At 67.5% G+C, this 22,229-nt stretch carries 21 protein-coding genes; 14 read left to right on the forward strand and 7 right to left on the reverse strand.

Annotated elements, in window-relative coordinates:
- Positions 1 to 27: 27 nt before the first annotated feature.
- Positions 28 to 1,485 carry an NAD(P)/FAD-dependent oxidoreductase gene (locus NGK70_RS08955; RefSeq protein WP_251972899.1) on the reverse strand — a complete coding sequence of 486 codons (1,458 nt, stop codon included), beginning with the start codon at positions 1,483 to 1,485 and terminating at the stop codon, positions 28 to 30.
- Positions 1,486 to 1,701: 216 nt separating this feature from the next.
- Between NGK70_RS08955 and NGK70_RS08960 the strand changes: the two genes are divergently transcribed.
- Positions 1,702 to 2,997 (forward strand): ArsB/NhaD family transporter, encoded by a 1,296-nt coding sequence (locus NGK70_RS08960; RefSeq protein WP_251972900.1) that lies wholly within the window; start codon positions 1,702 to 1,704, stop codon positions 2,995 to 2,997.
- Between the two features lie 8 nt (positions 2,998 to 3,005).
- The gene (locus NGK70_RS08965) at positions 3,006 to 4,103 is read left to right on the forward strand and encodes an MBL fold metallo-hydrolase (RefSeq protein WP_251972901.1); all 1,098 of its coding nucleotides are present in this window, start codon (positions 3,006 to 3,008) and stop codon (positions 4,101 to 4,103) included.
- Here NGK70_RS08965 and NGK70_RS08970 read toward each other — a convergent pair.
- Positions 4,073 to 4,522, reverse strand: a complete 450-nt coding sequence (locus tag NGK70_RS08970; protein ID WP_251972902.1) for an SRPBCC family protein — start codon at positions 4,520 to 4,522, stop codon at positions 4,073 to 4,075. The two genes, NGK70_RS08965 and NGK70_RS08970, sit on opposite strands and share 31 nt — an antisense overlap.
- A 132-nt stretch (positions 4,523 to 4,654) precedes the next feature.
- On the opposite strand from NGK70_RS08970, the gene NGK70_RS08975 reads away from it, so the two are divergent.
- Positions 4,655 to 5,485 carry a hypothetical protein gene (locus NGK70_RS08975; protein ID WP_251972903.1) on the forward strand — a complete coding sequence of 277 codons (831 nt, stop codon included), beginning with the start codon at positions 4,655 to 4,657 and terminating at the stop codon, positions 5,483 to 5,485.
- Here the strand turns inward: NGK70_RS08975 and NGK70_RS08980 are convergent.
- Positions 5,447 to 6,520, reverse strand: coding sequence for an IS630 family transposase (locus NGK70_RS08980; protein WP_251971221.1), 1,074 nt, complete (start codon positions 6,518 to 6,520; stop codon positions 5,447 to 5,449). The genes NGK70_RS08975 and NGK70_RS08980 overlap by 39 nt on opposite strands.
- Positions 6,521 to 6,612: 92 nt before the next feature.
- Between NGK70_RS08980 and NGK70_RS08985 the strand changes: the two genes are divergently transcribed.
- Entirely contained in the window at positions 6,613 to 7,626 is a 1,014-nt protein-coding gene (locus NGK70_RS08985) for an IS701 family transposase (protein WP_251969112.1), read from the forward strand.
- A gap of 235 nt (positions 7,627 to 7,861) precedes the next feature.
- The gene (locus NGK70_RS26560; RefSeq protein WP_346433177.1) at positions 7,862 to 8,098 is read left to right on the forward strand and encodes an HNH endonuclease; all 237 of its coding nucleotides are present in this window, start codon (positions 7,862 to 7,864) and stop codon (positions 8,096 to 8,098) included.
- Positions 8,099 to 8,138: 40 nt separating this feature from the next.
- Here NGK70_RS26560 and NGK70_RS08990 read toward each other — a convergent pair whose 3' ends face one another.
- Together NGK70_RS08990 and NGK70_RS08995 are read right to left on the reverse strand one after the other, a co-directional pair.
- A complete protein-coding gene (locus tag NGK70_RS08990) occupies positions 8,139 to 8,480 on the reverse strand; it encodes a HepT-like ribonuclease domain-containing protein (RefSeq protein ID WP_251972904.1) in 342 nt (113 codons plus the stop codon).
- Entirely contained in the window at positions 8,470 to 8,787 is a 318-nt protein-coding gene (locus NGK70_RS08995) for a nucleotidyltransferase family protein (protein ID WP_251972905.1), read from the reverse strand. Before NGK70_RS08995 ends, NGK70_RS08990 begins: the two co-directional genes overlap by 11 nt.
- Before the next feature lie 137 nt (positions 8,788 to 8,924).
- On the opposite strand from NGK70_RS08995, the gene NGK70_RS09000 reads away from it, so the two are divergent.
- Both NGK70_RS09000 and NGK70_RS09005 read left to right on the forward strand, forming a co-directional pair.
- Positions 8,925 to 10,577 carry an acyl-CoA synthetase gene (locus tag NGK70_RS09000; protein ID WP_251972906.1) on the forward strand — a complete coding sequence of 551 codons (1,653 nt, stop codon included), beginning with the start codon at positions 8,925 to 8,927 and terminating at the stop codon, positions 10,575 to 10,577.
- A 76-nt stretch (positions 10,578 to 10,653) separates the two neighbouring features.
- Entirely contained in the window at positions 10,654 to 11,001 is a 348-nt protein-coding gene (locus NGK70_RS09005) for a YkvA family protein (RefSeq protein ID WP_251973724.1), read from the forward strand.
- A 19-nt stretch (positions 11,002 to 11,020) separates the two neighbouring features.
- Here NGK70_RS09005 and NGK70_RS09010 read toward each other — a convergent pair whose 3' ends face one another.
- Positions 11,021 to 11,758 (reverse strand): response regulator transcription factor, encoded by a 738-nt coding sequence (locus tag NGK70_RS09010; RefSeq protein WP_251972907.1) that lies wholly within the window; start codon positions 11,756 to 11,758, stop codon positions 11,021 to 11,023.
- Positions 11,755 to 13,752, reverse strand: coding sequence for a PAS-domain containing protein (locus tag NGK70_RS09015; protein ID WP_251972908.1), 1,998 nt, complete (start codon positions 13,750 to 13,752; stop codon positions 11,755 to 11,757). Before NGK70_RS09015 ends, NGK70_RS09010 begins: the two co-directional genes overlap by 4 nt.
- A gap of 183 nt (positions 13,753 to 13,935) precedes the next feature.
- On the opposite strand from NGK70_RS09015, the gene NGK70_RS09020 reads away from it, so the two are divergent.
- The 7 genes from NGK70_RS09020 to NGK70_RS09050 all read left to right on the forward strand — a co-directional run bounded on the left by NGK70_RS09020 (position 13,936) and on the right by NGK70_RS09050 (position 22,223).
- A complete protein-coding gene (locus NGK70_RS09020) occupies positions 13,936 to 15,576 on the forward strand; it encodes an acyl-CoA synthetase (protein WP_251972909.1) in 1,641 nt (546 codons plus the stop codon).
- 10 nt (positions 15,577 to 15,586) lie between these two features.
- Entirely contained in the window at positions 15,587 to 16,339 is a 753-nt protein-coding gene (locus tag NGK70_RS09025) for an ABC transporter ATP-binding protein (protein ID WP_251972910.1), read from the forward strand.
- An 11-nt stretch (positions 16,340 to 16,350) separates the two neighbouring features.
- On the forward strand, positions 16,351 to 17,097 hold the full coding sequence (locus tag NGK70_RS09030; protein WP_251973725.1) for an ABC transporter ATP-binding protein: 747 nt from the start codon (positions 16,351 to 16,353) through the stop codon (positions 17,095 to 17,097).
- Positions 17,098 to 17,227: 130 nt separating this feature from the next.
- Complete coding sequence (locus tag NGK70_RS09035; protein ID WP_251972911.1) at positions 17,228 to 18,457, forward strand: ABC transporter substrate-binding protein; 1,230 nt, start codon at positions 17,228 to 17,230, stop codon at positions 18,455 to 18,457.
- 25 nt (positions 18,458 to 18,482) lie between these two features.
- Positions 18,483 to 19,367, forward strand: a complete 885-nt coding sequence (locus NGK70_RS09040) for a branched-chain amino acid ABC transporter permease (protein WP_251972912.1) — start codon at positions 18,483 to 18,485, stop codon at positions 19,365 to 19,367.
- Positions 19,368 to 19,392: 25 nt separating this feature from the next.
- A complete protein-coding gene (locus NGK70_RS09045) occupies positions 19,393 to 20,385 on the forward strand; it encodes a branched-chain amino acid ABC transporter permease (protein ID WP_251972913.1) in 993 nt (330 codons plus the stop codon).
- Positions 20,386 to 20,441: 56 nt separating this feature from the next.
- Positions 20,442 to 22,223: an acyl-CoA dehydrogenase gene (locus NGK70_RS09050; protein ID WP_251972914.1), complete on the forward strand. Its 1,782-nt coding sequence runs from the start codon at positions 20,442 to 20,444 to the stop codon at positions 22,221 to 22,223.
- Positions 22,224 to 22,229: the final 6 nt, after the last annotated feature.

Below are 22,229 nucleotides of genomic sequence, written 5' to 3' on the forward strand. Positions count from 1 at the left end.
GCGATCCGATTGGTTCGTCCGACGCCATCAATCGGGCAGCAACTGCCAGCCCGGCTTCATCTTGGCCTGGTAGATGAAGGTGTAGTGCAGCAGCGACTTCATCCAGTGCCCGGCCAGGCCGATCTCGCCGAAGGTCAGGTGCAGGTCGCGGCCGTACTCGGGGTAGGTGCGGTAGTCCGGCACCACCGGGAACACGGTCATCGTCGCCGCCGTGCCGCGCAGCAGGTGCGAGCCAGTGGAGGCCACGCAGGCCGCGCCCATGCGGGCCATCGAGGCCTGGTGGGTGGGCTTCTCGGCACCGGCGAGCATGTCGCGCAGGCTCTTGGCCACGGCGATCGCCATCGCGGCCGAGGGCATGCCGGTGCGCGGCGGGGCCGGGTTGATTGGTGTGCCGTTGGTGCTCTGCATCGGCTTGCTGATGAGGTGCGGCGGCGCAAAGGCGATGCCGACCGCGAAGAGGTTGCGATACACCGGTGACTGGTAGGTCCGGGGCCAGTCGTCGGCGCTCCACTGGGCGTAGGGGCGCGGGGTGTAGTCCGCATCCACCTTCATGAAGCCGCTGGGCGCGAAGACCTTGGCGGTGATGTCCTCGCCGCCCCGGTCGTAGGCCTTCAGGCCGACGCCGGCGAACGGCGGGATGAGCATCGAGAAGTCGAAGGGCAGCTCGTGGAAGCTGCCGTCCAGCGTCTCGTAGTGGATCTTGCCGGCCTCGACCTTCTTGACGTGGGCGCGCACGATCCACTCGATGTCGCGCTCGACCATCAGCGACTCGGCAAAGGTCTTGCCGTTGGTGATGTAGCCGCCGCGCTCGATGTGCACGCCGCCCATGCCGAAGTCGCCCAGCTCGTACTCGTTGCTGATCCAGACGATGCGGGCCTGGTCGCGCACGCCGGCCTCGCGCAGCACGTGGTCGACGTTGTAGATGTATTCGAAGGCGGCGCCCTGGCAGGTGCAGGTGCCGTGACCGGTACCGATCACGAAGGTGCGCTGCTCGCCGCGCTTCATTGCCTCGACCTGCTGCTGCAGCTGGTGGTTGGCCTCCAGCGCGTGCGAGGCGGTACACACCGACACGGTGTGGCCGTGGTCAGGCCCCAGCCCCTCGGTGGCGCCGAAGTTCAGTTTCGGCCCGGTGGCATTGACCAGGTAGTCGTAGGCGATGCGCTCCTGCTGGCCAGCCTTGGCGGGCAGGGTGTATTCCACCGTGACGAAGGGGCGCGCATCGCTGGTGTCCCCTTCCGGGTGGATCGACACGCCCTTGGCCTGGCGGAAGTCGACGCTGGTCTTCTTGTAGACCTCGGCGAGGTCGAAGGTGACCTGCTCCTCGGTCATCTGGCCGACGCCGACCCAGATGTTCGACGGGATCCAGTTCCAGCGCGCATTGGGCGACACCACGACGATCTCATGCTGCTTGCCGACCCACTGGTTGAGGTAGCGGGCGACGGTGTGGCCGGAAATGCCGGCCCCCAGGATGACGATGCGGGACATGGGCGGCTCCCCAGGAGGAGTGAGCGAAGAACGGGGTGGACTGGATCGGCGAGTCGATCTGATACCCAATAGGGTATGCGATGTAACCAATTCCATCCATAGGTGTTGACCCCGAAAATCGTCCCGCGGCGCGATCTGGATCAAGGCGGCCGGCTGGAACCCCGCCCCGATCCTTGCCCGGGCCCCTGGCCGGCCCAGCCCCTAACATCCACGGCGATGATTCCGCCCGACCTCGTCCAGCTCCAGCTCCTCGGCCATGACCCGCAGGACTGGGCCATCCTCGCCGTCTTCGGCACCGTCTACCTCGGCATGTTCCTGGGCGGGCTGCCGCACTTCCGGCTCGACCGCACGGGGGTGGCGGTGCTGGGTGCCATCACCATGATCGCGCTCGCCGGCCACCCGGTGGAGGAGGCCGCGCGCGCGGTGGACCTGCCCACCATCGTGCTGCTGTTCGCCTTCATGGTCGTCTCGGCGCAGATGCGCCTGGGCGGCTTCTACACCGAGGTGACGCGGCGCGTGGGTGAGCTGCCGCTGTCGCGCCGCGGCCTGCTGGCGGCGCTGATCGCCACCGCGGGGGTGCTGTCGGCCATCTTCTCCAACGACATCATCTGCCTGGCGATGACGCCGGTGGTGGCGCACCTGTGCCTGCGGCGCGGGCTGGCGCCGCTGCCCTTCCTGGTCGGGCTGGCCTGCGCGGCCAACATCGGCTCGGCGGCCACGCTGATCGGCAACCCGCAGAACATGCTGATCGGCTCGCTGCTGAAGCTCGACTTCGGCGCCTACCTGCGCAGCGCGCTGCCGCCGGTGGCGATCAGCCTGGCGCTGCTCTGGCTCTGGCTGGCCTACGGCCCGGGCTCGCGGGCGCCGGACCCCGCGCCGCGCACGGAAGTGGCCGACGACGAGCACGACTTCGACGCCTTCCAGACCGCCAAGGGCCTGACGGTGGCCGCCGCGCTGATGGCCGTCTTCCTCTTCACCGACTGGCCGCGCGACGTGGCCGCGCTGGTCGGCGCCGGCGTGCTGCTGCTCAGTCGCCGGCTGCACTCGGCGCACGTGATGGGCTTCGTCGACTGGCAGCTGCTGCTGCTCTTCATCGGCCTGTTCGTGGTCAACCACGCGGTCGAGACCACCGGCGTGGCGGCCCAGGCCGTCGCCTGGCTGGCCGGGCAGGGGGTGCACCTGGCCGAGCCGGGCCCGCTGCTGGTGGTGGGCGTGACGCTGTCCAACCTGGTGTCCAACGTGCCGGCGGTGATGCTGCTGCTGCCGCACCTGGGTTCTTCCGGCGGGCCCGGCACGCCGGCGGTGGATCAGGCCGGCGTGCTGCTGGCGCTGGCCAGCACCTTCGCCGGCAACCTGCTGCTGGTCGGCTCGATCGCCAACCTGATCGTGGTGGACGGGGCGGAGAAGAACGGCATCGCCATCGACTGGCGCGACCATGCGCGCATCGGCGTGCCGGTGACGCTGGCCACGCTCGTGGTGGTCTGGGGCTGGCTGGCGTGGGGGCGGGCATGAGCTGGGGTTTGACACACAGGGCGGGCGCCATTGCCAGCCTCTTCCTGGCGCTGTCACTGGCGCTGGCGGTCAGCGGCTGCGCCGATTCGCCGCGCTACACCAACAGCGACGGCCGGCCGTCTGAAAAGCCGCTGGCCGACCTGCTGCGCTGGCAGTGGACGCGCGACCGCAGCGCCGCCGACCGCCCGGTGGCGCTGCCCGTGCGCCAGGAGCCGCGTGCCACCGCGCCGGCGCGCCCGGGCGAGCTCTCCGCCACCTGGGTGGGCCACGCGACGGTGCTGCTGCGCATCGGCGGGCTGAACGTGCTGACCGACCCGATGTTCTCGCCCCGCGCCAGCCCCTTCAGCTGGGTCGGGCCGGAGCGCCGCACCCCGCTGCCCTTCGCGCTGGCGGCGCTGCCGCACATCGACGTGGTGCTGATCTCGCACAACCACTACGACCACCTCGACGAGGCCAGCGTGCTCGGCCTGCAGCGCCAGGCCGGCGGCGCGCCGCTGTTCATCGTGCCGCGGGGGCTGGACGCCTGGTTCCGCGATCGGGGCATTGCCAACGTGCGCAGCCAGGCTTGGTGGGAGACGCGCCCGGTGCGCGAGGCGGCGCCCGGCGTGCAGGTCACCGGCGTGCCGGCGGTGCACTGGAGCGCACGCGGCCTGTTCGATCGCAACGCCAGCCATTGGGGCGGCTGGGTGCTGCAGGCCGGCGGCCAGAGCGTCTACTTCGCGGGCGACACCGGCTACGGCGACGGCCGCGACTTCCGCCAGATCGGCCAGCGCTTCCCGGCGCTCGACCTGGCGCTGATCCCGGTGGGCGCCTACGAGCCGCGCTGGTTCATGCGCGCGCAGCACGTCGACCCGGCCGAGGCGGTGCAACTCTTCCGTGACCTCGGTGCCCGCCGCGCGCTGGGCATCCACTGGGGCAGCTTCGTGATGGCCGACGAGCCACTGGATGCGCCGATTGCCGCGCTCGACGCCGCCCGCCGCAGCCAGGGCGTCGCCGAGTCCGACTTCCGCCTGCTCGCGCACGGCGAGACCTGGGAGATCGCGCCGCCTGCGGGCGCGGCGTCAGCGCCTGCCGTTCAGCCCGGAATGTCCGGCTCCACCAACTGAGCCAGCTGCAGCAGCGACTCCTGCCAGCCCAGGTAACACATCTCCGGCGGAATCATCGCCGGGATGCCCGACTGCTCGAACGTCGCCGACGTGCCGCAGGACACCGCCTCCAGCGTCACCGTGGTCACCATCTCCCCGGGCAGGTTCGGGTCGTCGAAGGCGCTCGTGTAGCTGAGCTTGCTGCCCGGCTCCACCACCCGGTAGGTGCCACCAAAGCTGTGGCTGCCCCCGGACGAAAAGTTGGTGAACGCCATGCGCCAGCGCCCGCCCACGCGCACATCCAGCTCGAACACCTGCGCCGTGAACCCGAACGGCGGCAGCCAGCGCGCAAAGGCATCGGCCTGGGTGAAGGCGCGGAACACGCGCTCGGGCGGGGCGCGCAGCACGCGGTGCAGGCGGATGGTGTGGGTGTCGGACATGCGGTCTCCGGTGAGGTGGTCGTGCGATGCGTCACGATGCTACGCGGGCAGCGTTCCAGATCCTGGTGGGGAAAGACCCACCGTTGATACGGGCTTGGCGGCGAAAATGCGAGAACGAGAGGCGGGGCAGGCATGGCGGGCAAGATCTTGTCGGCCGCGCCTGTGCTGATTGAACCAGGGGAGGGACACGTGGAGCGCCACGACATCGGTTTCGACGAAAGCGACAAGAATCTGTTTCAAGTCGAGGACGCTCGACTGCGCGCCGATGCGCTGCGGCATTCGATACTGCCGCGCCTGCACTTGGTGATGAACGAGGCCATCGCTGGAATCAGGAACATCTACGGCGTTGACGTTCTTGAAGACTCCATCGTGACCTACTGGCCTCACTTCAGAACACGCCGCGAGGCTGACCTGACCCACTTGTACGACTCGGCGTTTGTCGGCATCGGTGGGCGCAGAGTGAAGGAGAAGTGGTTCGGTGTCGCCAGGAAGGACGGCAAGCCGGTTCAGATCCTTCCATTCAGGTTCGGCATGGAGCTCACCGTCGAGGGGCTATCGCTGCTGTTTGACAACCACTGGCTCAAAGGACTGACCGACGCGTCTTACGAGAAATACCTCGACTTTCATCTGGAGTTCGAGGGCCTGACGCACCGAATTTGCTACTTCTCGGGGTTGTTTCCGGAGCTTCCTGTCGGCAAGGGGGCGAGGGCGATTTCTCCCTTTCGTGAGCACTATCTCGACATGAAGGCCGAAAAGTATTTCGCCAACAGATTCTTCTCGGTCAGTGTGCAGAGCTACCCTGTGTCCGAGGAAGACATCAACCAGTTGATCTGGGCGCTTTCCTTCTTCTTTCCCGTCTACGACTCGTACATCCAGATATCGAAGGGCGAGCCTGTTCGATTTCTCGATTTATTAACCCGGCAATTAAATATAAGACCAGTTCATGGCGACGCTCGCATATGAAACCGTCTTGCTCCTGAAGTAGCGTTTGATCTTTCCGGGTAGTTCAGCGAGTGTCTTCATGAATTCCTCAGCGATACGTTTGAGTTCATCGGAGTCCTTGGCCGCCGGGCGCATGCGCAACTCGGTCTTCAAGTCGCGGTTGAGGATCTCGTCGGGATTGGCTTCGGGCGAGTACGGCGGCAAGTAATGAACCTCGATTTGCCTATCCTTGCCTTCGAGCCATTGCGTGACGGCCTTGGCCCGGTGAACCCGAAGGTTGTCCACGATCAGGAAGACCTTCTTGCCGGCACTGTCGGCCACGAGCGCAGCGAGGAACTCGATGAATCGATCCTGGTTGATCGCGCCGTCGTGGAAGGCGAACTTCAGCAGTCCCTGGTTGGTCAGCGCCGAGATCATGGTGATGCTGGTCCAGCGCGCGGCATGCCGCAGCACCGGGGTCTGCCCGGCCGGGGCGTAGCCGCGCACCCAGGCGGTGTCCTGGCGGATGGCCGTCTCATCGCCCCAGTAGATCTCGCCTGCTTCAGCCTTGGCCCGACGCACCAGCGCGGGGTAGTCCACCTGCATCCATTGCTGCACCAGCTCGCTGCGCTGCTCGACGGCCCGTTTGGCGGGCCTCTGAGGCGTGAAACCCCAACGCCGCAGATACTCGCCCACGGTGCGAATGGGCATGTCGATGCCCAACTTGAGCTTGATGGCCTCCTGCACCGCCTTGCGCGTCCACAACGCGAACGGCAACGACATCTGATCTGGATTGCCCCCGACGATCTGATCGCGCAGGGCCATCTCATCGAGCAGGCTGATCGTGCGCTTTTCACCCACACGGCGCCCGCGCCGCGCCGAACTCACATTCGTTGGCGCCTTTTCACCGCCCACATTGAAACGCCGTGCCCAACTCATGAGCGTGCTTTGGTGGACTCCAACGATCTGAGCAATCTCGGACCATGCCCGCCCGTCCTGACGCAGCCGGTGCGCCTGCCGGCGCAACAACTCCAGGGATTCTTCTGAAAGTGAACGGGCGTCAGTAGGCTTATTCATGCAAACATAGGACTTACGCAAACGTTTAAATCAAACTAGATTATTTAATATATCGGCGCCGATTTCGTGGTATTTGTGATAATATATTCACCATGAAACCCACGAGCCGAGACTACTGCCAATTTCTGATATCCACACAAATCAACTACACGCAGACCTATTTTGCGGATCACCATCAGAGGTTTTCTCATGACGCCATAAATCGCTACTTGCAGGCTGCCAATATCAGCCCGGCCGATGTCTGGAATCTGGCCCGACGAAACATCGAATTTGACGACGATGCCTGCCTGGTTTTCGATGACAGCGTTCTGGACAAGAACCACTCGCACAAAATCGAGCTGGTGCGCAAACAGTACAGCGGCAACGCCCACGGCCTGATCAAGGGCATTGGGGTGGTCAACTGCCTGTACGTGAACATCAAGACCGGCCACTACTGGATCATCGACTGGCGCATCTATGCGCCTGACGAAGACGGCAAGTCCAAGCTGGATCATGTCCAGGAGATGTTCGACAATGCCATGGCGCACAAGAAGCTGCCCTTTCGCACCGTGCTGATGGACTCCTGGTACGCCACCATGGATCTGATGAAGCACATCCACCGGGCGGGCAAGCACTTCTACTGCCCGCTCAAGAGCAATCGCAAGGTTGACGACAGCCAAGGCCAGCAGCCCTACAAGGCGGTCAGTACGCTGCAGTGGAGTGCCCAAGAACATGTGCATGGCAAACACGTCAAACTGTTCAAGTTTCCCAGTGACATCAAGCTGAAACTGTTCCGGGTTGTGGTTGATACCAATCGCACGGACTGGGTTGTGACAAACGACCTATCTCAAGATTCGACGGACGATACGCATGAGATGTGTGCCGTGCGCTGGAAGATTGAGCAGTACCACAGGGAGATCAAGCAGGTTCTTGGCATCGAAAAATGTCAGTGCAGAATGGCCCGGTCACAGAAGAATCACATCGCCTGCGCGATATTGGCCTGGGTCCACCTCTGCGAGACGGCCAAAGCGCTGAAGACAAACATCTACAGCCTGAAGAAGGGAATCCTCTCGGAATTCCTCAAGAAGGAACTTCGGTCACCAACCATTCGCATGGCACCCATCTGACATATTGAGTCGAAATGGCGAATCATTGCGCTAGCTGAAGTGACCCTGCGTAAGTCCTAAAACATTATACTAACATTTGTATTTAATTGCCAGGTTAATAATCGCCAAGGCGAACGATTTCCTCGACTCCCTCCAAGAGGAACCTGCCAAAGATTCCACCGTAGCCGGCCAGTCATCGGTTGACCATGGACTGCAGCACGGTGCGGCCCAACTTGCGGTGCAGCGCGTTCGTGTGATGCCCGCTCTTCGGTGGCAAGTCTTCCAGCGGGACCGTTGGAAATGCGTGGCCTGCGGGCGCGGCTCACATGATGACGTGATCTTGCATGTCGATCACATACTTCCGCGTTCGCGAGGTGGCACAGACAGTCTGGACAACTTTCAGACGCTGTGCGACCGGTGCAATATTGGCAAGAGCAACCGGGACGACACCGATCTGCGTTCAGCAGAGTCGCCGCCCGTACGATCAGACTGATCGGTTTATTCCTACATTTCGGCTAGGCAAGCCTGCGGCTTCAGGGAGTCCCCAGCAGGCGTTCAATTCGGGCCATCAATTCAGGCAGATGGGCCGTCGCCACATCCCAGACGAGCCGATGGTCCACCGATCCGTAGGCATGAATCAGGATGTTCCGCAGGCCGACCGCCGCATTCAACTCGGGGATCTGCGCGGCGGTGGCGGCATCCACCTTGCGGAGTTGGTTGAGAGCCTCGCCGACGATTTCCAGTTTCCGTTCGACAGCGGCAGACAGCATCGGGTCGGCCAGGTAGTCGCTGAAGCTCCGGCCTCGCACGAAGCCGCACACCGCCTGGGCGGCGGCATGCGCATCCCACAGCAGGGCCGCCGCGTCAGGCGCCATACACCGTCAGCCGTTCGGCATCGACGCGCTGACGCAGATAAGGGTTGACGATCTGCTGGCTGCTCAGCAGGTCGACCGGGCGCTCGAACAGCGCTTCCAGGTCGCGCTTCAGGCCGAAGAAGGCCTCGGCATACCCGCCGGGCGGCAGGTCGCTGGGCAGATCGACCAGGAAGTCGAGATCGCTTCGCTCTGGCGCGAAATCTGCGCGCGTGGCCGAGCCGAACAGATCCAGCCGCCGGGCGTGATGGCGGCGGCACAGTGCCGCGACGTCTTCGCGGTGCTCCTGGATGAAGGTGGGCAGGGCCATGACCCCGATTGAACGGGCTGGGAGGGCCGGCGTCAAGCGCCAGCAGAAATCGGCCCTGCGGGTGTGACCCACGGCGTTCGCAGGGCTACATTGCTGGCAACGCGCACCGTGCGCCACAGCCCGGAGAACCCTTCGCCATGACCGACGCCTCTCGCCTGAACCCCTACGACACCAACCTCGACCGCAACCCCGCCAACTTCGTGGCGCTGAGCCCTTTGAGCTTCCTGGAGCGCACGGCGAGGGTGTACCCGCAGCGCCTGGCGCTGGTGCACGGGGGGCTGCGGCAGACCTGGGCACAGACCTTCGAGCGCTGCCGCCGCCTGGCGTCGGCGCTCAGCAAGCGCGGCATCGGCCTGGGTGACACGGTGGCGGCCATGCTGCCCAACACCCCGCCGATGTACGAAGCCCACTTCGGCGTGCCGGTGACCGGCGCGGTGCTCAACACCCTGAACACCCGGCTCGACCCGGAGGCGATTGCCTTCCAGCTCGACCACGGCGAAGCCAAGGTCCTGCTGACCGACCGCGAGTTCTCCTCCACCATCGCCCGCGCGCTGGCGCTGATGACCGGCCCCAAGCCGCTGGTGATCGACGTGCTGGATGCGGAGTTCGACGGCGGCAAGAGCCTGGGTGAACTCGACTACGAAGCCTTCCTGGCCGAAGGCGACCCGGCCTTCGCCTGGACCTTGCCGGCCGACGAATGGCAGGCCATCTCGCTGAACTACACCAGCGGCACCACCGGCAACCCCAAGGGCGTGGTCACCCACCACCGCGGCGCCTACCTGAACGCCGTGTCCAACGTGGTGACCTGGACGATGCCCCAGCACCCGGTCTACCTGTGGACCCTGCCGATGTTCCACTGCAACGGCTGGTGCTTCCCCTGGACCATGGCGCTGCAGGCCGGGGTGAGCGTCTGCCTGCGCCGGGTCGACCCACAGCTGATCTTCCCGCTCATCCGCGAGCAGCAGGTCACCCACATGTGCGGTGCCCCCATCGTCTACGGCATGCTGGTCAACGCCCCGGCCGCGCTGAGAGAAGGCATCAGCCACACCGTGCAGGGCCTGATCGCCGGGGCGGCGCCGCCGGCCGCGATCATCGAAGGCTGCGAGCGCATCGGCATCGACATCACCCACGTCTACGGCCTGACCGAGGTCTACGGCCCGGCGGCCGTTTGCGCCAAGCAGGAAGAGTGGAGCGGCCTGCCCATCGAAGAACGCGCCGCGCTCAACGCCCGCCAGGGCGTGGCCTACCCGCTGCAGCAGGACGTCACCGTGCTCAACCCCGAGACGCTGCAGCCGGTGCCCGCCGATGGCGAGACGATGGGCGAGATCTTCTTCCGCGGCAACATCGTGATGAAGGGCTACCTGAAGAACCCCGAGGCGACGCAGGAAGCCTTCAAGGGCGGCTGGTTCCACACCGGGGATCTGGCGGTGATGCACCCGGACGGCTACGTCAAGATCAAGGACCGCAGCAAGGACATCATCATCTCGGGCGGGGAGAACATCTCCAGCGTGGAGGTGGAGGAAGTGCTGTACCGGCACCCGGCCGTGGCCTTGGCGGCGGTGGTGGCGGTGCCGGATGCAAAGTGGGGCGAGGTGCCCTGCGCGGTGGTGGAGCTGCGCGACGGCGTGAGCGCCACGCCCGAGGAGATCATCGAGTTCTGCCGCGGCCACATGGCGCGCTACAAGGTGCCCAAGCAGATCGTCTTCGGCGTGCTGCCCAAGACCTCGACCGGCAAGATCCAGAAGTTCCAGCTGCGCCAGCAGTTCAGGTCGGCTGCGGCGATCGGCTGAGGGGCGGCGCGTGGGCTGGATCGAACGCAGCCGTGAGCGGCTGCGCGACTGGGCGCGCCGCCTCAAGCGCGACGCGATGACGCTGTGGTTTGCCCGCGCCCACCCGGCCACGCCCTGGACGGCCAAGGCGCTGGCGGCGGTCGTGGTGGCCTACGCGCTCAGCCCGATCGACCTGATCCCGGACTTCGTGCCGGTGCTGGGCTACCTGGACGACGTGATCCTGCTGCCGCTGCTGATCTGGCTGGCACTGCGGCTACTGCCGCCCGAGGTGATCACCGAATCGCGTCGGCAGGCCGAGGCCTGGCTGGAGCGCCATGAGGCCCGGCCGCGCAGCTGGGCCGGGGCGATCGGCATCGGGCTGATCTGGCTGGTGGTTGCGGTGGGGCTGTCGCTGTGGGTGGTGCGGGCGGCGGGCGCTGTCTGACCACCGGGCGCTGCGCCGTTCAGCTCCAGGTGACTGCGGCGGTGAAGAGGTAGCCGGCCCCGTAGACGGTCTTGATCAGCTTCGGGTTCTGCGGGTCGGCCTCCAGGCGGCGGCGCAGGCGGGAGATGCGCACGTCGATGCTGCGGTCCAACGGAGAGAGGTCGTGCTGGCCGATCAGCTGCTCGCGGGTGAGGATCTGGTGCGGGCGATCGAGGAAGACGCGCAGCACCTGGGCCTCGGCCAGGCCGAGCACCTGCTCCTCGCCCGCGGGTGAACGCAGGGTGTTGGAGGCGCCGTCGAGCGTCCAGCCCGCGAAGCTCGCCAACCGGCGAGTGCCCGGTGCCATGCCGGGGGCTGCCGCGCTGCGCCGCCGCAGGATGCTGCGCACGCGGGCGACCAGTTCGCGCGTGTCGAAGGGCTTGACGACGTAGTCGTCGCCGCCCAGTTCCAGGCCCATGACCCGGTCCACCGTGTGGCCCCGGCCGGTGAGGATCAGCACGCCGCAGGTGTGGGCGGCGGTGATCTGCCGCACCAGCTCGATGCCGTCCATGTCCGGCAGGCCGAGGTCGACGATGCACAGGTCGGGGCGCTGCACCGGCAGGCGGCGCAGGGCGGCCGTCGCGCTGTGGAAGGTTTCCGTGGCGTAGCCGAACTCGCGCAGGGTGTCGGCCACCAGTCCGGCGACCGCCGCGTCGTCCTCGATGACGTAGACCAGCGCGGCGGCGCCGCCCAGGGGCACGGGCCCGGTCGGGGTCATCGCCCGTCCCCGGATTCGAGCCGGGCCGCCAACTGCTCCCGGGTGAAGGGCTTGGGCAGGATCGGCTGGCCCTCGTCAGGCGATGCGCCGGGGGCATAGCCGCTCATCAGCAGCACCTGCGGAACCCGCTGGCGCCGGGCGTGGGCGGCCACCTGCCGACCGTCGACGCCACCGGGCATCACCCCGTCGGTCAGGACCAGCGTGATCGCGGGCGTGCAGTCCAGGATCTCCAGCGCCTCCGGCCCGTTCTCCGCCTCCAGCACCGCGAAGCCCAGGGCGAGCAGATCCCGGCGCACCACCTGGCGCACCGCTGCGTCGTCCTCGACCAGCAGGGCCAGGCCCCGCGAGCCGGCCGGCGCCGGCGAGGCGGGCGATTCGACGTCGACGTCCTCCAGCGGGGCCTCGCAGGCCGGCAGCCAGAGCGAGACGGTGGTGCCGGCGCCGGGCGCGCTGTCGATGCGGATGGCGCCAGCGGACTGGGTGATGAAGCCGTACACCATCGCCAGGCCCAGCCCGGTGCCGTGGCCCGGTGGCTTGGTGGTGAAAAAGGGCTCGAAGACGCGCTCCTGCGTGGCGCGGTCCATGCCGCAGCCGTTGTCGCTCACCACCAGGCGCACGTGCGGGCCCGGGCGCAGCCCCAGTTCCGTGGCGGCGGTGGCCGCGACGTCGTGCACTTCCAGTCCGAGCGCGATCCGCCCGCCTGCCGCGGTGGCGTCTCGGGCGTTGAAGATCAGGTTCAGCAGGCTGTTCTGCAGCTGGTGGGCATCGGCCCAGGCCCAGACGGAGACGGTGCAGGGGCGAAGGTCCAGCTGCCGATCCTCGGGCAGCGTGCGCCGCACCAGCCGCGCAACCTCGTCGAGCAGCCGGCCCACGTCGGTGGCCTTGGCCGCCAGCGGCTGCTGGCGGGAGAAGGACATCAGGCGGCGGATCAGGTCGGCGCCGCGGTGGGCGGCGAGCAGCGCCGGTTCGATGGACTCGGCCATCGCCGGGTCGTCCGGACGCGCCCGGCGCAGGCCTTCCAGGTTGCCGATCACCACGGTGAGGATGTTGTTGAAGTCGTGCGCCAGTCCGCCGGTGAGCTGGCCCAGCGCTTCCATCTTCTGTGCCTGCACCAGCATCGCCTGGGAGCGCTTCTGCTCGGTGATGTCGAAGGTGAGTTCGAAGCAGCCGGCCACCTGGCCGTCGACGTCCACTTCCGGAATCAGCGTGGTGCGTGCGATCAGCCGCGTGCCGCCGACGATGTCGACCTCGTACTCGTAGGTCACCGGCTCACCCGCCAGCGCGCGCGCCACGTTGGGGCGGATGCCCGCATAGGTGGCCGCGCCGAGGTAGGCCTTGGCGCTGACCCGCTCGGGGTGATCCGGGTCCAGGCCGAACCAGGCCTTGTAGCCGCGGTTGATGTAGCGGTAATTGCGGTGGCGGTCGAAGTAGGCCACCAGCGCCGGGATGGAGTCGGTGATCAGGCGCATCTGCGCCTCGCTGCGGCGCAGCTCCGCAGTGCGCTCGGCCACCCGCTGTTCGAGCACGGCGGCGTGCTGCTGGATCTGCCGCTCGGCGGCGCGCTGTGCGGTGATGTCGGAGTACAGCGTCACGAAACCGTGGCCCGGCACCGGCACCCCGCGCACCAGCAGCACGGTGCCGTCGGGCCGGGTGCGCTCCAGCGTGTGGGCGGTGAAGCGGCTGGCCGCCAGCATGCGCTCGCGCACCTGCAGATCCGGGTCACCCGGGCCGTATTCACCGCGCTGCGCGTTGTAGCGCATGAAGCCCTCGAACGGGGCACCCACCCAGGCCAGTTCGTCCGGAAAGTCCAGCAGGCGCAGGAAGGTCTGGTTCCAGGCCACCATGCGCAGGTCGCCGTCGATCAGCGTGAAGCCCTGGTCGATCAGGTCCAGGGCCGCCTGCAATCCGCCGTGGCGGGGCGACAGGTCCGACAGACCCGAGGATTGGGCCAATGGGGGTGAGGGCGGGGAAGGGGGCGGGCGGTCGTCGGGCATCGGCAGTAGCGCCTGTGCCAAGCACAGACCGCTGCAGGAAATTCTAGGAGGCTGCCTGAGGTGTGACCGAAGTTGCAAACATTCGTCACATTGCATGGCGGGCGCTGCAACGTTCTCTCGCGATGCTTCCGGTCCAGAGCAGCCCCGCGCCTCGTGCGGCGGCCGACACCGGAGACAACGACGATGCAGACCCATCCCTACAACGTCGGGCTGGACAAGAACGACGCCAATTTTGTGGCGCTGAGCCCTTTGAGCTTCCTGGAGCGCACGGCGAGGGTGTACCCGCAGCGCCTGGCGCTGGTGCACGGGGGGCTGCGGCAGACCTGGGCACAGACCTTCGAGCGCTGCCGCCGCCTGGCGTCGGCGCTCAGCAAGCGCGGCATCGGCCTGGGTGACACGGTGGCGGCCATGCTGCCCAACACCCCGCCGATGTACGAAGCCCACTTCGGCGTGCCGGTGACCGGCGCGGTGCTCAACACCCTGAACACCCGGCTCGACCCGGAGGCGATTGCCTTCCAGCTCGACCACGGCGGCGCCAAGGTACTGCTCACCGACCGGGAGTTCTCCTCGACGATCGCCCGCGCCCTGGCGCTGATGACCGGCCCGAAGCCGCTGGTCATCGACGTGCTCGACGCCGACTTCGAAGGCGGTAAGTCGCTGGGTGAGCTGGACTACGAGGCCTTCCTCGCCGAAGGCGACCCGGTCTACGCCTGGACGCTGCCTGCGGACGAATGGCAGGCCATCTCGCTGAACTACACCAGCGGCACCACCGGCAACCCCAAGGGCGTGGTGACCCACCACCGCGGCGCCTACCTGAACGCCGTGTCCAACGTCGTCACCTGGACGCTGCCCCTGCACCCGGTGTACCTGTGGACGCTGCCGATGTTCCACTGCAACGGCTGGTGCTTCCCCTGGACGATGGCGCTGCAGGCGGGCGTCAGCGTCTGCCTGCGCCGGGTCGACCCGCAGCTGATCTTCCCGCTGATTCGCGAGCAGAAGGTGACGCACATGTGCGGTGCCCCCATCGTCTACGGCATGCTCGTCAACGCCCCCGCTGCGCTGCGCGAAGGCATCAGCCACACCGTGCAGGGCCTGATCGCCGGGGCGGCGCCGCCGGCGGCGATCATCGAAGGCTGCGAGCGCATCGGCATCGACATCACCCACGTCTACGGCCTGACCGAGGTCTACGGCCCGGCGGCCGTCTGCGCCAAGCAGGAGGAATGGGCGCCTCTGCCGATCGAGCAGCGCGCCGCACTGAACGCCCGCCAGGGCGTGGCCTACCCGCTGCAGCAGGACGTCACCGTGCTGAACCCCGAGACGCTGCAGCCCGTGCCGGCCGACGGCGAGACGATGGGCGAGATCTTCTTCCGCGGCAACATCGTCATGAAAGGCTACCTGAAGAACCCCGAGGCGAGCGCCGAGGCCTTCCGTGGCGGCTGGTTCCACACCGGAGATCTCGCGGTGCTGCACCCGGACGGCTACGTCAAGATCAAGGACCGCAGCAAGGACATCATCATCTCCGGCGGGGAGAACATCTCCAGCGTGGAGGTGGAGGAGGTGCTGTACCGGCACCCGGCGGTGGCGCTGGCCGCGGTGGTGGCGGTGCCCGATGCGAAGTGGGGCGAGGTGCCCTGCGCGGTGGTGGAGCTGCGCGACGGCGTGAGCGCCACGCCCGAGGAGATCATCGAGTTCTGCCGCGGCCACATGGCGCGCTACAAGGTGCCCAAGCAGATCGTCTTCGGCGTGCTGCCCAAGACCTCGACCGGCAAGATCCAGAAGTTCCAGCTGCGCCAGCAGTTCAAGTCGGCTTCGGCGATCGGCTGAGGAGGATTCGATGAGCACTGAATTCATCCTCGAGACCCGCGGCCTGACCAAGGAGTTCAAGGGCTTTGCGGCCGTGCAGGACGTGAACCTGAAGATCCTCCGCGGCAGCATCCACGCGCTGATCGGCCCGAACGGCGCCGGCAAGACGACCGTCTTCAACCTGCTGACCAAGTTCCTGCAGCCCACGCGCGGGCAGATCCTCTTCGATGGCCAGGACATCAGCCGCGAGGAGCCGGCGCAGATCGCCCGGCGCGGCGTGATCCGCTCCTTCCAGATCTCAGCCACTTTCGGCCACATGACCGCGCTGGAGAACGTGCGGGTGGCGCTGCAGCGCCGCCTGGGCACCAGCTTCCACTTCTGGCGCCATGAGCGCACCCTGCGCCAGCTCGACGACGAGGCGATGGCGTTGCTGGATCAGGTGGACCTGGGCAGCTACGCCCGCACGCTGGCGGTCGAGATGCCCTACGGCCGCAAGCGCGCGCTGGAGATCGCCACCACGCTGGCGCTGGACCCCCAGCTGATGCTGCTGGACGAGCCCACCCAGGGCATGGGCCACGAGGACGTGGACCGGGTGGCCGAGCTGATCAAGAAGGTCGCGGCCAGCCGCACCGTGGCGATGGTGGAGCACAACCTGTCGGTGGTGGAAAAACTCTGCGACCGCATCACCGTGCTGCAGCGTGGCCAGATCCTCACCGAAGGGCCCTACGCGGAGGTCTCCAAGGACCCGCGGGTGCTCGAAGCCTATGTGGGAGTCGCCGCATGAGCGCCGTCGACATGACCGCCCAACGCCGGGCCGACCCGGCGCTGAGCCCGCCGCGCGGCAACGAGATGCTGCGCATCACCGACCTGCACGCCTTCTACGGCGAATCGCATGTGCTGCACGGCATCGACCTGCGCGTGGCCGAAGGTGAGCTGATCACCCTGCTGGGCCGCAACGGCGCCGGCCGCTCGACCACGCTGAAGTCGATGATGGGGCTGGTGGGCCGCGCCAGCGGCTCGGTGATGTTCAACGGCCGCGAGCTGATCGGCATGGCGCCGCACCAGGTGGCGCGCCTCGCGGTGGGCTTCTGCCCGGAGGAGCGCGGCATCTTCTCCGGCCTGACCACCGAGGAGAACCTGCTGCTGCCGCCGGTGGTGCGCTCCGGCGGCATGACGATCGAGGAGATCTACGAGCTCTTTCCCAATCTCTGGGAGCGCCGCCACAGCCCGGGCACCCGGCTGTCCGGCGGTGAGCAGCAGATGCTGGCGATGGCGCGCATCCTGCGCACCGGCGCGCGGCTGCTGCTGCTCGACGAGATCACCGAGGGCCTGGCCCCGGTGATCGTGCTGAAGCTCGGGCAGGTGATCCGCCTGCTCAAGTCGCGCGGCTACACCATTGTGCTGGTGGAGCAGAACTTCCGCTTCGCCGCGCCCCTGGCCGACCGCCACTACGTGCTGGAGCACGGCCGCGTGGTGGCCGTGGTGCACAAGGACGAGCTGGCCGACAAGACCGAGATGCTGCACGAGCTGCTCGGCGTCTGAGCCTGGGCGGCCGCCGCGCCGCCCCCCGACCCGATCCCGAACCCCTGCCCGACGAGGCCGCCCAGGCCCCGGCGTGGCGGACTTCGCCCTGCCATTGCGCTTTTTCCACAGACCTCAACGGAGACAGACCATGCGTTTCACTTCACTCGCGCCCACGGCCTTTGCCGCCGCCCTGGCCACGGCCTTCACCGCCGCATCCGCGCCCGCCGTGGCGCAGGTGTCGGACAATGCCGTGCGCATCGGCGTGCTCACCGACCTGTCGGGCGTGTACTCCGACGTCTCCGGCAAGGGCACGGTGATCGCCACCCAGATGGCCATCGACGACTTCGTGGCCAAGGAGAAGCCGGCCTTCAAGGTGGAACTGGTCTCCGCCGACCACCAGAACAAGGGCGACATCGCCGCCAACAAGGCGCGCGAGTGGTTCGAGCGCGAGAAGGTGGACGTGGCCAGCGAGCTGGTCACCACCTCGGTGGCGCTGGCGGTGCAGAAGATCGCCAAGGAGAAGAACCGCATCGCGCTGATCTCCGGCGCCGCCTCCACCCGCGTCACCAACGAGGACTGCAACGACGTCACCGTCCACTGGACCTACGACACCTACGCGGTGGCCAACGGCACGGCCAAGGCGGTGACGAAGACCGGTGGCAAGAAGTGGTTCTTCCTGACCGCCGACTACGCCTTCGGCCACTCGCTGGAGAAGGACGCGAGCGAGGTGGTCAAGGCCAACGGCGGCGAGGTGCTGGGCGCCGTGCGCCACCCCTTCCCGGGCAGCGACTTCTCCTCCTTCCTGCTCAAGGCGCAGAGCTCGGGCGCACAGATCATCGGCCTGGCCAATGCCGGCGGCGACACCATCAACTCGATCAAGCAGGCCGCCGAGTTCGGCATCACGCCCAAGCAGTCGCTGGCCGGCCTGCTGATGTTCATCACCGACGTGCACTCGCTGGGCCTGAAGGTGACGCAGAACATGTACCTCACCGAAGGCTTCTACTGGAACCTCAACGACGAGACGCGGGCCTGGTCCAAGCGCTTCTTCGATGCGCACAAGCGCATGCCCACGATGGTGCAGGCTGGCCAGTACTCCTCGGTGATGCACTACCTGAAGGCCGTCAAGGCCGCTGGCACCGATGACACCGCCAAGGTGATGGCGCAGATGAAGAAGACGCCGGTCAACGACTTCTTCGCCAAGAACGGCAGCATCCGTGCCGACGGCCGCATGGTGCACGACATGTACCTGCTGCAGGTGAAGAAGCCGGCCGAGTCCACCACCCCCTGGGACTACTACCACGTGCGCGCCACCATCCCGGCGGCCGAGGCCTTCCAGCCGCTGGCGGCCAGCAAGTGCCCGCTGGTGGCCAAGAAGTAAGCCACGCCTTTTATTGGGGACGCGCATGACGCTCTTCGGCCTCTCCTCCCAGGCGCTGTTCGGCCAGCTGTTGCTCGGGCTGATCAACGGCTCCTTCTACGCCGTGCTCAGCCTGGGCCTGGCGGTGATCTTCGGCCTGCTGAACATCATCAACTTCGCCCACGGGGCGCTGTACATGGTCGGCGCCTTCGTGGCGCTGCTCGGGCTCGAATACCTGGGCATGAACTACTGGGTGGCGCTGGTGGCTGCGCCGCTGGTGGTCGGCCTGCTGGGGGTGGTGATCGAACGCGGCCTGCTGCGCCACCTCTACAAGCTCGATCACCTCTACGGCCTGCTGCTGACCTTCGGGCTGGCGCTGATCGCCGAGGGGGTGTTCAAGTACTTCTTCGGCGTCTCGGGCAGCTCCTATGCGCCGCCCGAGCAGCTGCAGGGCGGGGTGGACCTGGGCTTCATGTTCATGCCGCTGTACCGCGGCTGGGTGGTGCTGGCCTCGCTGACCGTGTGTGTCGCGACCTGGTACGTGATCGAGCGCACCCCGCTGGGCGCCACGCTGCGCGCGGCCACCGAGAAGCCCCAGCTGGTGCAGGCCCTGGGCATCAACGTGCCGGTGCTGGTGACGGCCACCTACGGTGTGGGCGTGGCGCTGGCGGCCTTTGCTGGCGTGCTGGCCGCGCCGGTGATGCAGGTGAACCCGGTGATGGGCTCCAACCTGATCATCGTCGTGTTCGCGGTGGTGGTGATCGGCGGCATGGGGTCGATCGCCGGTTCCATCGTCACCGGGCTGGGGCTGGGCATCGTCGAAGGCCTGACCAAGCTGATCTACCCGGAAGCCTCGGCGGTGGTGATCTTCGTGATCATGATCGTCGTGCTGCTGCTGCGTCCCGCCGGCCTGTTCGGCAAGCAGGCCTGACCCGGCCGTTCTCCCTGGAGCCGACATGTCGACCCTGACCTCCTCTCCTGCGGCGCGCGGCAGCGCCACCGAGTCCCGCCACCTGCTGGGCTGGACGCTGGCCCTGGCCTTCGGCCTGGCTGCGCCCTGGTTCATCTACCCCACCTTCCTGATGAAGGTGCTGTGCTTCGCGCTGTTCGCCAGCGCCTTCAACCTGCTGCTGGGCTTTGCCGGGCTGCTGTCCTTCGGCCATGCGGCCTTCTTCGGCGCCTCGGCCTATGTTTGCGCCGGGCTGGCGAAGAACCTGGGGCTGAGCCCGGAGCTGTCCATCCTGGGCGGCACCACGGTGGCTGCGGCGCTGGGGGCGCTGTTCGGCTGGTTGTCCATCCGCCGCTCGGGCATCTACCTGACCATGATCACGCTGGCGCTGGCGCAGCTGGTGTTCTTCGTGGCGCTGCAGATGCCCTTCACCGGCGGCGAGGACGGCCTGCAGGGCGTCCCGCGCGGGGCCCTGCTGGGCCTGCTGCCTCTGGGCGACAACCAGGCGATGTACTACTTCGTCTTCGCGGTCTGCCTGGCCGGCTTCTGGCTGATCCGCCGCACGGTGCATTCGCCCTACGGCCAGGTGCTCAAGGCCATCCGCGAGAACGAGCCGCGCGCCATCTCGCTGGGCTACGACGTCAACCGCTACAAGCTGCTGGCCTTCGTGCTCTCGGCCGCGCTGGCCGGCACCGCCGGGGCGCTCAAGGCGCTGGTGTTCCAGCTCGCCTCGCTCACCGATGTGCACTGGCACATGAGCGGCGAGGTGGTGCTGATGACGCTGCTGGGCGGCCTGGGCACGCTGCTCGGCCCGGGGGTGGGCGCGCTGGTGATCGTGACGCTCGAAAACGAGCTGGCCGACAAGGTCGGCCCCTGGGTCACGGTGATCATGGGGGCGATCTTCGTGGTCTGCGTGCTGGCCTTCCGCCGCGGCATCGTCGGTGAGCTGCTGGCCCTGCGCGGCCCGCGCAGCGATACCCCGCCCGGCGGTGGCCACTGAGCCGCCCCCCAACCTGAACTCCACCCTCTCCTACGCATTCCTCGGGAAACCCTGCCATGACCTACGCTGCGCCACTGCGCGAGATGCTGTTCACGATGAAGGAAATCGGCGGCCTGGACGCCGTGCTGGCCCAGCCCGGCCATGAGGAGGTCACGCCCGACCTGGTCGAGCCGATCCTGGAGGAGGCCGGCAAGTTCGCCGCCGAGGTGCTGGCGCCGCTGAACCACCCCGGCGACCGCCAGGGCAACCACTGGGAGGCCGGCGTCGTCACCACCGCCGACGGCTTCAAGCCCGCCTACGCCAGCTTCTGCGAGGCCGGCTGGCACGGCATGCCCGCGCGCCGCGAGTTCGGCGGCCAGGGCATGCCCACGCTGCTGTCCACCGCGGTGCTGGAGATGTGGAAGTCGTCGAACATGGCCTTCTCGCTGTGCCAGATGCTGACGCTGGGCGCCATCGAGGCGATTGCCACGCACGGCAGCGCCGAGCTGCAGCAGCGATATCTGCCGGCGATGGTGGAGGGCCGCTGGACCGGCACGATGAACCTCACCGAGCCGCAGGCCGGCTCCGACCTGGCCGCGCTGCGCAGCAAGGCGGTGCCCGAGGGGAATCACTACCGCATCAGCGGCACCAAGATCTTCATCACCTGGGGTGAGCACGACATGGCCGAGAACATCGTCCATCTCGTGCTGGCGCGCCTGCCGGACGCGCCGCCGGGGGTGAAGGGCATCTCGCTGTTCCTCTGCCCGAAGTTCCTGGTCAACGCCGATGGCAGCCTGGGGGAGCGCAACGACCTGGTCTGCGCCTCCATCGAGCACAAGATGGGCATCCGTGCCAGCGCCACCGCGGTGATGAGCTTCGGCGAGGGGCCGGGCGCGATCGGCTGGCTGGTCGGTGAGCCGCACCAGGGCCTGGCCTGCATGTTCACGATGATGAACCACGCCCGGCTGAACGTCGGCCTGGAGGGGGTGGCGATCTCCGAACGCGCCTACCAGCAGGCGCGCAGCTACGCGCTCGACCGGGTGCAGGGCCGGACGCTAGGCCGCGAGGGTGAGACCAACGCCACCATCGTCGGCCACCCGGACGTGCGCCGCATGCTGATGGACATGAAGGCCCGCTGCGAGGCCCAGCGCGCCATCGCCTACTACGCCGCCGGCCAGATGGATCGCGCCCATGGCCACGCCGACGCCGAGCAGCGCCGCAGTGCGCAGCAGTTGGTGGACCTGCTGATCCCCATCGTCAAGGGCTGGTGCACCGAAGGCGCCCAGCTGGTCACCGCCACTGGCGTGCAGGTGCACGGCGGCATGGGCTTCATCGAAGAGACCGGCGCGGCGCAGCACCAGCGCGATGCGCGCATCACCACCATCTACGAAGGCACCACCGGCATCCAGGCCAACGACCTGATCGGCCGCAAGCTGGCGCGCGACGGCGGGCAGGTCATGGGCCGGCTGATCGCGATGATGCGCGCCGACGCCGCCGCGGTGGCCGGCCAGGGCGATGCGCTGCTGCAGCGCCTGTCGGTGGCGCTGAGTGGTGGGGTCGAGGCGTTGGAAGCCGCCACCAACGGCCTGCTGGCCCTGGGCTCGCGCGAGGCCGCGGCGGCGGCGGTGCCCTACCTCTGGCTGGCCGGCACGGTGGTGGGCGGCTGGCTGATGACACGGGCTGCGGATGCGGCCAGCACCCAGCTGGCCAGTGGCAGCGCCGAGGGCGACTTCCTGGCCGCCAAGCGCGTCACCGCGCTGCACTTCGCGCTGCATGTGCTGCCGCAGGCCGCTGCGCTGCGCGACAGCGTGCTGCATGGCGCCGCCTCCACGCTGGGCCTGGCGGCCGAGCAGTTCTGATCAAGG

The sequence above is a fragment of the Sphaerotilus microaerophilus genome (assembly GCF_023734135.1).
Taxonomy (GTDB): Bacteria; Pseudomonadota; Gammaproteobacteria; order Burkholderiales; family Burkholderiaceae_C; genus Sphaerotilus; species Sphaerotilus microaerophilus.

Coding starts and splice junctions, on each gene's coding strand:
- NGK70_RS09010 (WP_251972907.1), bottom strand. CDS start 11,758: ATGACCCCGACCGGGCCCGTGCCCCTGGGCGGCGCCGCCGCGCTGGTC.
- NGK70_RS09045 (WP_251972913.1), top strand. CDS start 19,393: ATGTCGACCCTGACCTCCTCTCCTGCGGCGCGCGGCAGCGCCACCGAG.
- NGK70_RS09030 (WP_251973725.1), top strand. CDS start 16,351: ATGACCGCCCAACGCCGGGCCGACCCGGCGCTGAGCCCGCCGCGCGGC.
- NGK70_RS08995 (WP_251972905.1), bottom strand. CDS start 8,787: ATGGCCCTGCCCACCTTCATCCAGGAGCACCGCGAAGACGTCGCGGCA.
- NGK70_RS09050 (WP_251972914.1), top strand. CDS start 20,442: ATGACCTACGCTGCGCCACTGCGCGAGATGCTGTTCACGATGAAGGAA.
- NGK70_RS09035 (WP_251972911.1), top strand. CDS start 17,228: ATGCGTTTCACTTCACTCGCGCCCACGGCCTTTGCCGCCGCCCTGGCC.
- NGK70_RS08955 (WP_251972899.1), bottom strand. CDS start 1,485: ATGTCCCGCATCGTCATCCTGGGGGCCGGCATTTCCGGCCACACCGTC.
- NGK70_RS09025 (WP_251972910.1), top strand. CDS start 15,587: ATGAGCACTGAATTCATCCTCGAGACCCGCGGCCTGACCAAGGAGTTC.
- NGK70_RS09000 (WP_251972906.1), top strand. CDS start 8,925: ATGACCGACGCCTCTCGCCTGAACCCCTACGACACCAACCTCGACCGC.
- NGK70_RS08975 (WP_251972903.1), top strand. CDS start 4,655: ATGGCGGGCAAGATCTTGTCGGCCGCGCCTGTGCTGATTGAACCAGGG.
- NGK70_RS08960 (WP_251972900.1), top strand. CDS start 1,702: ATGATTCCGCCCGACCTCGTCCAGCTCCAGCTCCTCGGCCATGACCCG.
- NGK70_RS08980 (WP_251971221.1), bottom strand. CDS start 6,520: ATGAATAAGCCTACTGACGCCCGTTCACTTTCAGAAGAATCCCTGGAG.
- NGK70_RS08985 (WP_251969112.1), top strand. CDS start 6,613: ATGAAACCCACGAGCCGAGACTACTGCCAATTTCTGATATCCACACAA.
- NGK70_RS09005 (WP_251973724.1), top strand. CDS start 10,654: ATGACGCTGTGGTTTGCCCGCGCCCACCCGGCCACGCCCTGGACGGCC.
- NGK70_RS26560 (WP_346433177.1), top strand. CDS start 7,862: ATGCCCGCTCTTCGGTGGCAAGTCTTCCAGCGGGACCGTTGGAAATGC.
- NGK70_RS08970 (WP_251972902.1), bottom strand. CDS start 4,522: ATGTCCGACACCCACACCATCCGCCTGCACCGCGTGCTGCGCGCCCCG.
- NGK70_RS09015 (WP_251972908.1), bottom strand. CDS start 13,752: ATGCCCGACGACCGCCCGCCCCCTTCCCCGCCCTCACCCCCATTGGCC.
- NGK70_RS09020 (WP_251972909.1), top strand. CDS start 13,936: ATGCAGACCCATCCCTACAACGTCGGGCTGGACAAGAACGACGCCAAT.
- NGK70_RS09040 (WP_251972912.1), top strand. CDS start 18,483: ATGACGCTCTTCGGCCTCTCCTCCCAGGCGCTGTTCGGCCAGCTGTTG.
- NGK70_RS08990 (WP_251972904.1), bottom strand. CDS start 8,480: ATGGCGCCTGACGCGGCGGCCCTGCTGTGGGATGCGCATGCCGCCGCC.